The sequence below is a fragment of the Lysinibacillus irui genome (assembly GCF_028877475.1).
Classification (GTDB): Bacteria; Bacillota; Bacilli; order Bacillales_A; family Planococcaceae; genus Lysinibacillus; species Lysinibacillus irui.
In genome coordinates, this window is sequence record NZ_CP113527.1 from 1,071,363 (window position 1) to 1,085,317 (window position 13,955).

At 37.8% G+C, this 13,955-nt stretch carries 13 protein-coding genes; all 13 read left to right on the plus strand.

Features of this window, described 5'->3' with window-relative positions:
- The first annotated feature begins 20 nt into the window (after positions 1 to 20).
- The 13 genes from OU989_RS05065 to recA all read left to right on the plus strand — a co-directional run bounded on the left by OU989_RS05065 (position 21) and on the right by recA (position 13,867).
- Positions 21 to 1,106, plus strand: a complete 1,086-nt coding sequence (locus OU989_RS05065) for a BMP family lipoprotein (RefSeq protein ID WP_274796033.1) — start codon at positions 21 to 23, stop codon at positions 1,104 to 1,106.
- 361 nt (positions 1,107 to 1,467) lie between these two features.
- A complete protein-coding gene (locus OU989_RS05070) occupies positions 1,468 to 3,015 on the plus strand; it encodes an ABC transporter ATP-binding protein (protein WP_274796034.1) in 1,548 nt (515 codons plus the stop codon).
- The gene (locus tag OU989_RS05075; RefSeq protein ID WP_274796035.1) at positions 3,015 to 4,061 is read left to right on the plus strand and encodes an ABC transporter permease; all 1,047 of its coding nucleotides are present in this window, start codon (positions 3,015 to 3,017) and stop codon (positions 4,059 to 4,061) included. Before OU989_RS05070 ends, OU989_RS05075 begins: the two co-directional genes overlap by 1 nt.
- Before the next feature lies 1 nt (position 4,062).
- Positions 4,063 to 5,022 carry an ABC transporter permease gene (locus tag OU989_RS05080; protein ID WP_274796036.1) on the plus strand — a complete coding sequence of 320 codons (960 nt, stop codon included), beginning with the start codon at positions 4,063 to 4,065 and terminating at the stop codon, positions 5,020 to 5,022.
- A 175-nt stretch (positions 5,023 to 5,197) separates the two neighbouring features.
- A complete protein-coding gene (gene yfmF, locus OU989_RS05085) occupies positions 5,198 to 6,469 on the plus strand; it encodes an EF-P 5-aminopentanol modification-associated protein YfmF (protein WP_274796037.1) in 1,272 nt (423 codons plus the stop codon).
- The gene (yfmH, locus tag OU989_RS05090; RefSeq protein WP_274796038.1) at positions 6,466 to 7,767 is read left to right on the plus strand and encodes an EF-P 5-aminopentanol modification-associated protein YfmH; all 1,302 of its coding nucleotides are present in this window, start codon (positions 6,466 to 6,468) and stop codon (positions 7,765 to 7,767) included. Before yfmF ends, yfmH begins: the two co-directional genes overlap by 4 nt.
- Positions 7,764 to 8,492 (plus strand): elongation factor P 5-aminopentanone reductase, encoded by a 729-nt coding sequence (gene ymfI, locus OU989_RS05095; RefSeq protein ID WP_274796039.1) that lies wholly within the window; start codon positions 7,764 to 7,766, stop codon positions 8,490 to 8,492. Before yfmH ends, ymfI begins: the two co-directional genes overlap by 4 nt.
- 44 nt (positions 8,493 to 8,536) lie before the next feature.
- Positions 8,537 to 8,794: a DUF3243 domain-containing protein gene (locus tag OU989_RS05100; RefSeq protein ID WP_004224939.1), complete on the plus strand. Its 258-nt coding sequence runs from the start codon at positions 8,537 to 8,539 to the stop codon at positions 8,792 to 8,794.
- A 217-nt stretch (positions 8,795 to 9,011) separates the two neighbouring features.
- On the plus strand, positions 9,012 to 9,797 hold the full coding sequence (locus OU989_RS05105; RefSeq protein ID WP_274797280.1) for a DUF3388 domain-containing protein: 786 nt from the start codon (positions 9,012 to 9,014) through the stop codon (positions 9,795 to 9,797).
- Between the two features lie 16 nt (positions 9,798 to 9,813).
- Positions 9,814 to 10,743 carry a helix-turn-helix domain-containing protein gene (locus OU989_RS05110; RefSeq protein ID WP_274796040.1) on the plus strand — a complete coding sequence of 310 codons (930 nt, stop codon included), beginning with the start codon at positions 9,814 to 9,816 and terminating at the stop codon, positions 10,741 to 10,743.
- Between the two features lie 47 nt (positions 10,744 to 10,790).
- Positions 10,791 to 11,369 (plus strand): CDP-diacylglycerol--glycerol-3-phosphate 3-phosphatidyltransferase, encoded by a 579-nt coding sequence (gene pgsA, locus OU989_RS05115; RefSeq protein WP_274796041.1) that lies wholly within the window; start codon positions 10,791 to 10,793, stop codon positions 11,367 to 11,369.
- Between the two features lie 17 nt (positions 11,370 to 11,386).
- Complete coding sequence (locus OU989_RS05120) at positions 11,387 to 12,649, plus strand: competence/damage-inducible protein A (RefSeq protein WP_274796042.1); 1,263 nt, start codon at positions 11,387 to 11,389, stop codon at positions 12,647 to 12,649.
- A 156-nt stretch (positions 12,650 to 12,805) separates the two neighbouring features.
- Positions 12,806 to 13,867, plus strand: a complete 1,062-nt coding sequence (gene recA, locus OU989_RS05125; RefSeq protein WP_274796044.1) for a recombinase RecA — start codon at positions 12,806 to 12,808, stop codon at positions 13,865 to 13,867.
- Positions 13,868 to 13,955 lie beyond the last annotated feature (88 nt).

Sequence of the window (13,955 nt, forward strand, 5' to 3'; positions counted from 1 at the left end):
ACCTTTGGGGGGTTAATTAAATGAAAAAACGTAAATTTGGTTTAGTATTAACATCAGTATTAGCGGCAAGTGCTATTTTAGGTGCTTGTGGTGCGAAAGACGACGAAAAACCTGCAAAAGACAATGACAATGCTTCAGGCGGTGACAAAACTGAAGAAGCTTTCTCAGTAGCAATGGTTACTGACGTAGGTGGCGTTGATGACAAATCATTCAACCAATCTGCATGGGAAGGTGTTCAAGCTTACGGAAAAGAACATGGTCTTAAAAAAGGCGATGGTGGTTTTGACTACCTACAATCAGCATCAGACGCTGACTATGAAACTAACTTAAACAACTTAATTCGCCGTGACTTTAACTTAGTATATGGTATCGGCTTCATGATGGCTGATGCAATTGATGCAGTTGCTTCTGAAAATCCAGATAACCACTTTGCATTAATCGATGCAGAAGTAAAAGCTGACAATGTAGTTAACGTTTTATTCAAAGAGCAAGAAGGTGCTTTCTTAGCAGGTGTTGCTGCAGCAAAAACGTCTAAAACAGGTAAAATCGGCTTCGTAGGTGGCGTTGATATTCCAGTTATTAACCGTTTCCACGCTGGTTTCGTTGAAGGGGCTAAAGCAGTAAACCCTGATATCGACATTCAAGTAAAATACACTGGTGCATTTGATAAAGCAGATCTTGGTAAAATTACAGCGAACAGCATGTACTCTTCAGGTGTTGATGTAATCTTCCACGCTGCTGGTGCAACTGGTAACGGTGTATTCTCTGAAGCAAAAGAGCGTAAAGCTAAAGATCCTAATGCTGATGTATGGGTAATCGGGGTAGATGCTGACCAATACGAAGAAGGTAAAGTAGACGATAAAACAAACGTAACATTAACTTCCATGCTAAAAGGTGTTAATACAGCAGTAGTAGATATTTCAAACAGAGCAAAAAATGGTGATTTCCCAGGTGGAGAAACACTTGTTTACGGTTTAGCTGAAGATGGCGTTAAACTTGCAGATTCTCGTGGTGCAATTTCAGAAGATGTACAAAAAGTAATTGATGAATATAAAGAGAAAATTGCTAAGGGTGAAATCAAAGTTCCAGAAAAAGTGGAAAAATAATTCATCTTTTGATCATCATAAGGGACTTTTTAGAAGGACCTTATGATGATTTTTCAATCTATCGTTATATTTAGATTATTTGCAATACTCTATTTAACAAGATTTATATGAACCTTTAGAGGTAGAAATGATAATTTACTAGTTTAGGTTTTAAGTTAATAGAAGAAAGGTTTCTAACGATGACCTTTCCTGTATTAATTTAGCAAAACATCTACCTCTATGGGTGAAATTAAATATAGCCTCTGGTAGAAATCTAAATACTGGACGTATGGCTTATCTGTACCATCAATCATGTAGCAGCAGATACTATACGCTAAGGCGAAAAGACTTAATAATAGTGCCTATTAAGGGAGTGACAATTTTGGAATATGTGATTGAAATGCTAGGAATCCGTAAAGAGTTCGGTAATTTCGTGGCGAATAATAACATCACCCTCCAACTGAAACAAGGCGAAATCCATGCATTGCTAGGAGAAAATGGTGCAGGTAAATCGACTTTGATGAACGTCCTTTTTGGTTTGTATCAACCAGAGGGTGGCGAAATTCGCGTTCGTGGGAAGGCTGTAAAAATTACAAACCCGAATATTGCCAATGATTTAGGAATTGGTATGGTGCATCAGCACTTTATGTTAGTGGAAAATTTTACGGTAACAGAAAACATCATTTTAGGCACTGAGCCTACTAAAATGGGGATTGTTAACATAAAAGATGCGGCTAAGAAAGTACAAGCACTTTCTGAAAAATATGGATTGGATGTTGATCCATATGCCAAAATCGAAGACATTACAGTTGGTATGCAACAACGTGTTGAAATTTTAAAAACTTTGTATCGTGGTGCTGAAATTTTAATTTTTGATGAGCCAACTGCTTCATTAACACCACAGGAAATTACTGAGTTAATTCAAATTATGCGTCGACTTATTGCAGAAGGTAAATCGATTATTTTAATTACCCATAAGCTTAAAGAAATTATGGAAGTTTCGGATCGTGTGACAATTATCCGTAAAGGTGAAGGCATTGGTACTGTTGTAACCGCTGCCACAAATCCTGATCAATTGGCTGAAATGATGGTTGGGCGTCAAGTTGAATTTAAAACAGAAAAAATTGATGCCAACCCAACAGATGAAGTACTGTCGATTAACAACTTGGTTGTAACGGATTACCGAAACATCGACAAAGTCAAAGGATTAAACTTAAATGTTCGCAAAGGTGAAATCGTCGGTATTGCTGGTATTGATGGTAACGGTCAATCTGAATTAATTGAGGCCATTACGGGTCTTCGTAAAATCAAAAGTGGGACAGTTAAGTTAAATGGCAAAGAAATTACCAACATGAAGCCTCGTAAAATTACAGAGGAAGGTGTTGGACATATCCCACAAGACCGTCATAAGCATGGCTTAGTGTTAGATTTCCCTATTGGTCATAATATTGCTCTACAAACATATTACCAATCTCCAATAGCGAAGGGCTTTGTTATGGACTATAAAAAAGTGTCTGAGAAAGCTCGCCAAATCATTAAAGAGTATGATGTACGTACTGGTAATGGTGAAATGACACCAGCTCGTGCTTTATCTGGTGGTAACCAACAAAAAGCTATTATTGGTCGTGAAATTGACCGTAATCCAGATTTATTAATTGCCGCTCTACCAACGCGTGGACTCGATGTTGGGGCTATTGAATTCATTCACTCTCGTCTTATTGAGCAACGTGATAAAGGAAAAGCGGTTCTATTAATCTCATTTGAATTAGATGAGGTTATGAATGTTTCGGATCGTATTGCCGTAATTTATGATGGACAAATTGTGGATGAGTTAAATCCTAAAGAAACTACAGAGCAAGAGCTAGGCTTACTAATGGCTGGACAAAGTAAAAAAAATAATAAGCATGATGCGAAGGAGGGGAACGACTAATGTCAAATCGTGTCATTAATTTACTCGTTCCTATCATCTCTATCATTATCGGTTTAATTGTAGGGGCTATCGTCATGGTAGTCAGTGGCTATGACCCTGTAGAAGGTTATATCGCTCTTTGGACAGGTATTTTTGGAGATTCATATTCGATTGGGAACACAATTCGACAAATCACACCCTATATTTTGGCAGGTCTTGCAGTAGCGTTTGCTTTCCGCACAGGGTTGTTCAATATTGGGGTTGAAGGTCAGCTTATTTTAGGTTGGCTGGCAGCTGCTTGGGTAGGTTATGCATTTGAACTACCTAAAGTCATTCATTTACCATTGGCATTGCTTGCTGCAGCTGCAGCTGGTGCATTTTGGGCCTTTATTGCAGGTTTCTTAAAAGCGAAATTTAAAGTTCATGAAGTTATTGCGACAATTATGCTGAACTATACTGCGCTTTATATTGCCAACGCAGCGATAAAAAAATTGTCCGATGGCAGCTTTAAAACAGAACGTATTCATGAATCCGCTTCACTGCGTTCTCCGTTTTTAAGAGAGCTTACAGACAATTCAAGTCTTCACTATGGGATCATTGTTGCACTTTTAATGGTAGTTGTGATGTGGTTCATCTTGGAAAAAACTACACGTGGCTATGAACTAAAAGCAGTAGGCTTTAACAAAAATGCTGCAGATTATGCAGGTATGAGCGTCAATAAAAATATTATTCTAGCAATGACGATTTCAGGTATGTTTGCAGGTCTTGGTGGTGCGATGGAAGCTTTAGGTACATTCCAAAACGCATCCATTAAACCAGGCTTTACAGGGATCGGTTTTGACGGTATCGCCGTTGCCCTACTTGGTGCGAATACACCACTTGGGGTAGTGTTTGGGGCTTCACTTTTCGGTTCATTGAAATATGGTGCACTAAATATGCCAAATGCTGCAGGTATTCCAGAAGAAATCGTATCTATTATCATTGCGTTGATTATCTTCTTCGTTGCATCAGGCTATATTATTCGAGTAGGCTTACAAAAGCTGAGCAAGAAAAAGGAGGGACAATAACATGAGCTTTTTAGAAATGTTATATTTCATCATCCCTTCAGCGATTCTTTATGCAACACCTTTGATTTTTACAGCCATCGGTGGGGTATTCTCTGAACGCTCTGGTGTTGTCAACATCGGGCTAGAAGGCTTAATGATTGTTGGTGCATTTGTTGGTATTTTTGTCAATTTAGAATTCGCTTCGTCATTAGGAGGAGCAACAGTTTGGGTAGCAATGCTAGCAGCTGTTGTGATCGGGGCAGTGTTCTCACTTTTCCATGCCGTTGCTTCTATTTCTTTCCGTGCCGATCAAACAGTATCAGGGGTAGCAATTAACTTACTAGGCTTAGCCGCGACAGTTTTCTTAGTAAAAATGATTTATGATAAAGGTCAAACAGATATGATTGACCAACCAATACGTCGTTTTGGTATTCGTTATTTAGAGGATATTCCTTTCTTTGGTCGTTTATTGTTCCATGATGTTTATAGCACATCTATTTTAGCGTTTGTTGTAGCAATTGGCGCATGGTTTATCATTTATAAAACGCCATTTGGATTGCGCTTACGAGCTGTTGGTGAACATCCAATGGCAGCAGATACTATGGGGATTAACGTAAATAAAATGCGTTACATTGCCGTAATGATTTCTGGGGCTCTAGGTGGCCTTGGCGGTGCAGTTTATGCACAAACAATTACACATGACTTCTCACATGCAACAATTGCTGGTCAAGGTTTCATGGCCATTGCCGCTATGATTTTCGGGAAATGGCATCCAATGGGTGCACTAGGTGCAGCATTATTCTTCGGTTTAGCGCAAACATTAAGTATTGCAGGGAACCAAATTCCATTTATCGAGAATGTGCCAGCCGTTTATCTGCAAATTTTACCATATGTCCTAACAATCCTTGCTTTAGCAGGCTTTATTGGTAAAGCAAATGCACCAAAGGCAAGTGGCCAACCTTATATTAAAGGTAAACGCTAAGAAAAATGAATTATCAGAGACTGAGCGATCGTTGCTCAGTCTTTTTTTTTATGCAATTGGTGTAATTATTAATTTTTCCCATACATACTTTGGATTCCTTTTGCAATTATAGACAATAGACATGTATAGTATGTGTAGTACATCGTTATATTAAGAAGGATAGGAGGGTTTTTATATGTTTAAAACAATACCTTTTGCAAAAGGTGTCAATTTGCATATCCGACAAACAACCCAATTTAAAACTGTAAATTTTTCAATAAAATGGAGAAGAGCATTAACGGCTAAAAGTGCATCAGAACGTACAGTGTTAACCAATGTACTGCAGCACAGTAATGCTAAATATAAGACAACTGCTGCATTTCGTAGCTTTTTAGATGACTTGTACGGCACTGTTTTATATTTTGATACATCGAAGCGAGGGAATGAGCATACGGTGCTACTAAATGTAGAGACTGTAAATGACCATTATCTTGCGAATACAAGTGTGTTAAACGACGTACTTGGTTTATTGCACACGGCTATTTTTGAGCCTAATTTAGAAAATGATGCCTTTAAGGAATCAATTGTTGAACGTGAAAAGAAAACAGTTATTCAGCGTATTGAATCTATATTTGACGATAAATCCCGCTTTGCTCAGTTCCGTTTACAACAAATTTTAAGACCGAATGAGCCTGCATCGATTTCAGCAAATGGTAGTGTAGAGGAAATTCAAAAAATTACACCGGCTTCCTTATATGAGGCGTATCAATCCATGCTAGCTAACGATAAAATTGATATTTATGTTGCTGGTGATATTAATGAAGAGGAAGTCGTCGCAAAATTAAAAAAGGCGCTACCATTTAAAGATCGCACACCTGAAGAAGTTCCGGCGGTACTTCCCCAAAAACACCCTGACAATGATTATGTTAGAGAACAGCATGAAATGAAGCAAGGTAAGCTCCATATTGGCTTTAGCACGCCAGTAAGATTTGGTGATGCGGACTTTGCTAAAATGCAAATTTTTAATGGCATTTTTGGTGGCTATCCACATGCTAAATTGTTTATGAATGTTCGTGAAAAAGAGAGCCTTGCTTATTATGCATCAAGTTCATACGCATCGCATTACGGTCTCGTTTTTGTTGTCTCTGGTATCGAGCCTAAAAATGAAGAAAAAGCTCTAACGCTAATTAAAGAGCAACTTGCTGTCATGCAGGCTGGAGATATTACTGATTTAGAGCTGGAGCAAACAAAAGCTATGCTGACGAATCAGCTTAAAGAGTCGCTAGATTCTGCTCGTGGACAAATCGAAATTTTTGATCAATATAAAGACTTACCTGAGGAATTCTCTGTTGAAACTTGGGCAAATAAGTGGAAAGCTGTAACAAAGGAAGATGTTGTTGCAATGGCAAAGCAAGTGCAGCTTGAAGCAGTTTATTTCTTATGTGGAAAGGAGCAAGCGGCACAATGAAAACAATTGAATTTAAACAATTAGATGAAACACTTTATTATGAAAAGCTAGACAATGGCTTAGATGTTTATATTTTGCCAAAAAAAGGCTTTTCCAAAACATTTGTTACATTTACAACAAAATACGGCTCTGTTGATCGTACGTTTGTGCCCATTGGTGAAACGGAAAGTATCACTGTGCCAGATGGCATTGCTCACTTTTTAGAGCATAAAATGTTTGAAAAAGAAGATGGGGATGTTTTCCAAAAGTTTAGTGAGTACGGCGCTTCGGCTAATGCCTTTACATCGTTCACACGTACGGCTTATTTATTTTCTTCTACTGACAATATTTATAAAAGTACAGAAACTTTATTAAATTTTGTACAAGAGCCATATTTCACTGAAGCTACTGTCAACAAAGAAAAAGGAATTATTGGGCAAGAAATTACCATGTATGATGATCAGCCCGATTGGCGTTTATACTTTGGTACGATTGAAAATATGTATCATCATCATCCAGTGAAAATAGATATTGCAGGTACAATTGAATCGATTGATGGTATTACAGCTGAGCATCTATATACATGTTACAACACATTTTATCATCCATCTAATATGCTGTTATTTGTTATTGGCGCTGTGGATCCAGAGCAAATGATGACTTTTATTCGTGACAATCAAGGTAAAAAAGAGTTTCCGGAGCCTACGCCGATTCAACGTTTCTTCGATAAAGAACCAACAGAGGTTGCAATTAAAGAACGTACATTAAATATGGATGTTCAAAAGCCAAAAGTATATGTCGGTTTGAAAGCAAAAGAAACTAATTTATCAGGTCAGGAAATGTTAAAACATGAGCTATCTGTGCAAATTGCGCTTGAGCTTATTTTCGGACGCACATCAAGTTTTTATGAACGTGTCTATGAAGAAGGATTAATCGATGAAACCTATGCATTTGATTTTACTTTAGAAAATGGTTTTGGCTTTGCCATGATTGGTTCTGATTCAACAGAGCCAGATGGGTTATCAAAGGCAATTAAGGAAGAACTAGCAAAGTATGATGGAAATGCACACTTTGAAAGTGCTGATTTGGACCGTATCAAACGTAAAAAAATTGGATTCTTCTTACGTGCGCTTAATTCAATTGAATTTATTGCAAACCAATTTACACGCTATTCCTTTAATGACATGAATTTATTTGATGTTGTACCAGTACTAGAGACATTAACAGTTGAGGATTTAAAGAAAGCATTTGCTTCTATTCAAGGTGAATCTCAACAAACTGTTTTTAAAATTTTACCAAGCAAGCAGGGAGCACAGTGAAAAAATTTGCCCTTGTTTTAGGTGCATCAGGTGAGATTGGTCGTGCTATTTGTCAAAGCTTAGCTGAAGACGGTTGGTCCATCTATGTGCATTATTCACAAAATAAGAATGCGGCACAGAGTTTATGTGATTCGCTTACTACATCTTTCCCTGCACAAGAGTTTATGCTTGTTCAGGGGGATTTTTCAACCATAAAAGGAGCAGAAATGGTCGCAGCACAAATTTTTAATGTGCAGGCCATTGTCTTTGCTAATGGACAAGCCCATTATTCATTGCTTGAAGATACATCAGTGGAGGATATGGAAGCCTTATGGCGTGTTCATGTTCAAAATCCAATGCGTTTGACTGCTTTACTTTCTAAAAAGCTGCGACAACATGATGTAAGCTATGTACTATTTATTGGTTCAATTTGGGGAGAGGCTGGCTCAGCGGGTGAAGCACTTTATGCTACGGTTAAAGGTGCCCAGCATGCTTTTGTTAAATCCTATGCGAAAGAGGCAGCACTATCTCAAATTCGTGTAAATGCCATCGCTCCTGGTTTTATCAATACGTCAATGAACAGCCATTTAAGTCAAGTGGAGCTAGACTATATTTTAGAGGATATTCCTTTAGGCACCATCGGACAAACTACGGATGTAGCTGAAATGGTTCGTTTTTATTTGTCTGGTAAAGCTGATTATGTCACAGGACAAATCATAAGATTAAATGGTGGTTGGTACATATAATATTCTCTTCTGCACATACTACAAATGTAAAGGAGGAGGAACATATGACCATTTTAGAAAACTGGCAAAAATGGACATCGTTTTTAGGGCAAAACGTTATGCAAGCTGAATCAAGCGGCATGCCAAAGAAAATGATTCAAACGGCTGCTGTCCAAATTGGTGAGTATTTGGCGACAAATGTCGACCCTAAGAACGAACAAGAGCGAGTGCTGTCGGATTTATGGGGCGTTGCCTCTGAAGATGAGAAGCATGCATTAGCGAATTGTGTCATTAAACTTGTACAAAATAAGCATGTGCAGTAAATAAAAGAGGAGAGCCTATCTCCTCTTTTTTCTATATAAAAAAGCTATTTATCGCTGAAAATGAGAACGTATGTAAGCCTAATCTGCGAACACCAAAAAAAATTAGTAAATAACGTCGTAATTCCATGTATTCTAACTTTCCATTACATAAAAAATCAGCTATGATGGAACTTATAAAGGATTTTTTACGTTAACTAATAGGAAGGGAACGAGTGTGTTGAGCGATTGGTACTTTGAATATGAAATTCAGGTGAATCGCCCTGGATTATTAGGAGATATTGCTTCACTTTTAGGGATGCTTCGTGTCAATATTATTTCAATAAATGGTGTCGACGAGGATCGACGTGGTATGTTAGTGCATACAGACAATGATGAGGCGATTGAACGATTTCGTACAATCGTTTCGACAATGGAACATATTAACGTAACCAAATTTCGACAACCAAAACTTCGTGACCGTCTAGCTATTAGGCATGGTCGCTATATTCCTCGAGATGCAGACGAAAAAAACACTTTCCACTTCGTAAGAGACGAACTTGGTATTTTAGTCGATTTTATGGCGGAACTCTTTAAAAAAGAAGGACATAAGCTAATTGGTATACGTGGCATGCCACGTGTTGGGAAAACCGAATCCATTGTAGCTGCAAGTGTCTGTGCCAATAAAAAGTGGATTTTTTTATCGTCTACAATGATTAAACAAACAGTTCGAAATAAGCTTGTGGGTGATGAATTTAGTCGTAACAATATTTTTATTCTAGATGGTATTGTGACTCGACGTTCAACTGATGAGCGACATCTGCAATTAGTGCGTGAAATGATGAATATGCCATGTATTAAAGTTGTAGAGCATCCAGATATGTTCGTTCAGCATTCTGAATATAAAATAGAGGATTTTGATTATATTATTGAACTGCGTCATCACACAGATGAAGAAATTACCTATGAGATAATGGAAAAAAATCACATGTCCGAATCCGATTCATTTGGAGGATTTAATTTTTAATTTGATGTTAAAGTAGGTGTTATTAGTGGCAGAATTAGGTACTCGACTAAAAGAGGCGAGACTGTCTAAAGGCTACAGCTTAGACGATTTACAAGAAATAACGAAAATTCAAAAGCGTTATTTAGTAGGAATTGAAGAAGGCAATTATTCTATTATGCCTGGTTCGTTTTATGTACGAGCTTTTATTAAACAATATGCAGAAGCGGTTGGTTTGGACGCTGAAGAAATTTTAGAGACATATAAAAATGAACTGCCAAGCACTCCAAATGATCAATTAAGTCAATCTATGTCGAATAGTCCTAGCAGAAGAAAGGTATCGAAAGGCCCTTCCAACAAAATGATGGAGGCAATGCCAAAAATCATTGTTGCTTTATTTATTGTTGTTATCATTGTAGCTATATGGATACTATGGCAATCAAAAAACAGTTCAGGGACAAGCGAAGAAGTAAATCCAACTCCTGAGATGGAATATGATACAAATGTTAAGCCAATTGATAGTGAAAAAGATAAAAAAGACAAAGAAAATAAAGATGCACAAAAAAATGATAAAGAAGATACAAACTCTACAGATGAAACACCAATTGATGAAGATCAAACAGATCAAACTGAAGAGATGAAACAAACAATTTCTGCGGGTACTATTGAGACAGATGGAGCGACAACTTCTTATACGTTAACAGGTACAAAGACTATGAAAATTAAAGTCGAAGTATCAGGTCCTACTTTTGTTGGTATTCGTGACCAACAACAACAAGAATTATTAACAGATACACGTGTCTATAATGCTGGTGAAGTAATTGAATATGACGCTACAGCGCAAAATTATGTACGTATCCGTCTTGGTAATTCAACGCAGGCTAAAATCTATATTAATGACGAACCTCTAACGTATGCACAACAAATTGTAACGCAAAATATCGTCATCAATTTCAATAAAGAACAGTAGTCATCATCTGATGGCTACTTTCTTTCATCATGAAAGGTGTTAGAAAAATGAATATTCCAAATAAAATTACCATCTCTCGAATCTTGCTTATTCCATTCTTTGTCATTGTTATGATGTTTGATTTCGGCTGGGGAACATTGACATTATTTGGTGCAGAGATGCCAATCCATCATTTTATAGGTGCACTTATTTTTATCTTTGCTTCAACAACTGATTGGGTGGATGGTTATTATGCACGTAAGTATAATCTTGTGACAACGTTTGGGAAATTTTTAGATCCCTTAGCTGACAAATTACTTGTCTCAGCAGCCTTTATTTTAATGGTAGAACTTGATATGGCGCCTGCCTGGATCATTATCATTATTATTAGCCGTGAATTTGCAGTAACTGGCTTACGTCTAATTTTGGCAGGTGGAGGAGAAGTTGTAGCTGCTAATCAGCTCGGTAAAATAAAAACTTGGGCACAAATTGTAGCGATTGCTGCTGCTCTTTTACACAATACAATCTTTACACTAATTGGTATTCCATTTGATATGATCATGCTTTATATTGCATTGTTCTTTACGCTTTGGTCTGGGTGGGATTATTTCTATCTAAACAGACGTGTTTTACTTGAGTCTAAATAAGAAAGGTCTTGTGAATCATGAATGCTGAAATTCTTGCTGTTGGCTCTGAGTTATTATTAGGTCAAATTACGAATACAAATGCGAGATTTATCTCAAGTCAGTTATCAGAGCTTGGTATAAACGTTTTTTATCACACAGTAGTTGGAGATAATGCGCAACGGTTAGAACAAGCTATTGAAGTGGCGGAGTCTCGTGCTGATCTCATTATTTTTTCGGGAGGGCTTGGACCTACGAAGGATGATTTAACGAAGGAAACGATTGCACGTCACCTCGGTGTTTCTCTTGAATTTGACGAAGTGGCATTAACGTATATTGAGCAATTTTTTGCCAAACGAGGACGTCCAATGACGGAGAATAATCGTAAACAGGCATTAATTTTAGCTGGTAGTGAAGTGCTAGCCAATCACCATGGCATGGCTCCTGGTATGATTTTAACAAAGAATGATCGTACCTATATTTTACTTCCAGGACCTCCAAAAGAGCTAGAACCAATGTTTCAATTTGAGGCCAAACCTAAGCTAGCAGCGATGCTGAATGATGGAGGGATCATTGCATCTCATGTCATGCGTTTTTATGGCATTGGTGAGGCCGAGCTCGAAGTACGTGTTCAAAGTATATTAGATGCACAAACAAATCCAACGGTTGCTCCACTTGCTTCTGATGGAGAGGTAACATTGCGCGTGACAGCTAAAGCAGCAACAGAGCAACAAGCTCAACAGTTAATTGCTGCAAAAGTTGCAGAGATACAGGCACTAGTTGGAGAGTATCAATATGGTGTAGATGATGATTCACTTGCATCTAAAACAGTTGAAATGTTACTTGATAATAAGCTAACAATTGCAGCTGCAGAAAGTTTAACAGCTGGGTTATTTCAATCTGAACTTGCTGAAATTCCCGGAGTAGGCAATGCACTTATCGGAGGCATTGTTACGTATGCAGCAGATGCGAAAGTAAAACAGCTTGGTATTTCACAAGAATTAATTGATACACATGGTGTTGTCAGCAGCGAGTGTGCAGCGGCAATGGCGAGTGCTGTACGTGAAAAGTTTTCAACGAATATTGGCATTGGTCTTACGGGCGAAGCAGGCCCTACTGCGCATGATCACCAACCTGTAGGTACGGTTTGGATAGGTATTGCCATTGAGGATGAGGAGCCACTTACATATTTACTTCATTTATCTGGTATGCGCAATACGAATCGACTTCGTGCAGTGAAATTTACATGCCATTATTTAATGCAGTTATTAGAAGAGCGTGGATATACAAAACGATATAGATAGAGTAAAAAATAGGAATTTGGGTAGAGGAAAACTATCCAAATTTTTATTTTGAAGAAAAATCGAATAAATGTTCGCTTTTTTCTTGCGTGTTTTCTCAAAAACAAGTATAGTAGAGATAGACAAAAACAGTGAACAGTTTTCGAAGGAGGAAAATGAATGAGTGATCGTAAAGCAGCCTTAGAACAGGCTCTAAAGCAAATTGAAAAGAATTTTGGTAAAGGTTCTATCATGAAACTCGGCGAAAAAACCGATTTAGAAATTGCGACATCTTCAAGTGGTTCGTTAGCACTTGATGCAGCATTAGGAGTAGGCGGATATCCACGTGGACGTATTATTGAAGTATACGGCCCAGAATCATCTGGTAAAACAACAGTTGCGCTTCATGCCATTGCGGAAGTTCAAGCAAAAGGTGGACAAGCTGCATTTATCGATGCAGAGCATGCATTAGATCCAGTTTATGCGCAAAAATTAGGCGTCGATATTGACGAGCTATTACTTTCACAGCCAGACACAGGGGAGCAAGCACTTGAAATTGCAGAAGCATTAGTGCGTAGTGGTGCTATTGATATTATCGTTATTGACTCCGTTGCTGCCTTAGTACCAAAAGCTGAAATTGAAGGGGATATGGGTGATTCTCATGTCGGCCTACAAGCACGTTTAATGTCTCAGGCATTACGTAAACTTTCAGGTGCGATTAATAAATCAAAAACGATTGCTATTTTCATTAACCAAGTTCGTGAAAAAATTGGTGTCATGTTCGGAAACCCTGAAACAACACCAGGTGGACGAGCTCTTAAATTCTATAGCTCTGTCCGTTTAGAAGTGCGTCGAGCAGAAGCTATTAAACAAGGTAATGATATTGTTGGTAACCGTACAAAAATTAAAATTGTTAAAAATAAAGTAGCGCCGCCTTTCCGTACTGCTGAAGTGGATATTATGTATGGTGAAGGTATTTCTAAAGAAGGCGAAACAGTTGATTTAGGTGTAGAATTAGATATTGTCCAAAAAAGTGGTTCTTGGTATGCATATGGTGATGAACGTCTAGGTCAAGGTCGAGAAAATGCTAAACAATATTTAAAAGAAAATGTTGCTGTTATGGAAGACATCGCAAATAAAATTCGAGCTTCTTATGGTATTGCAGCTTCTTCTTACACAATTGCTGCTCATGATGAAGAAGAGATGGATGAAGAATTGATGTTACTTCTTGAAGAAGAATAATAAACGATTGCATTGTTCCCATTTTTTGAGGGAACAATGCTTTTTTTTGTCTATATTCTTAAACTTTTACCCATAATAAGAGTAATGC

Coding starts and splice junctions, on each gene's coding strand:
- OU989_RS05075 (WP_274796035.1), top strand. CDS start 3,015: ATGTCAAATCGTGTCATTAATTTACTCGTTCCTATCATCTCTATCATT.
- yfmH (WP_274796038.1), top strand. CDS start 6,466: ATGAAAACAATTGAATTTAAACAATTAGATGAAACACTTTATTATGAA.
- OU989_RS05120 (WP_274796042.1), top strand. CDS start 11,387: ATGAATGCTGAAATTCTTGCTGTTGGCTCTGAGTTATTATTAGGTCAA.
- pgsA (WP_274796041.1), top strand. CDS start 10,791: ATGAATATTCCAAATAAAATTACCATCTCTCGAATCTTGCTTATTCCA.
- OU989_RS05080 (WP_274796036.1), top strand. CDS start 4,063: ATGAGCTTTTTAGAAATGTTATATTTCATCATCCCTTCAGCGATTCTT.
- OU989_RS05100 (WP_004224939.1), top strand. CDS start 8,537: ATGACCATTTTAGAAAACTGGCAAAAATGGACATCGTTTTTAGGGCAA.
- recA (WP_274796044.1), top strand. CDS start 12,806: ATGAGTGATCGTAAAGCAGCCTTAGAACAGGCTCTAAAGCAAATTGAA.
- OU989_RS05065 (WP_274796033.1), top strand. CDS start 21: ATGAAAAAACGTAAATTTGGTTTAGTATTAACATCAGTATTAGCGGCA.
- yfmF (WP_274796037.1), top strand. CDS start 5,198: ATGTTTAAAACAATACCTTTTGCAAAAGGTGTCAATTTGCATATCCGA.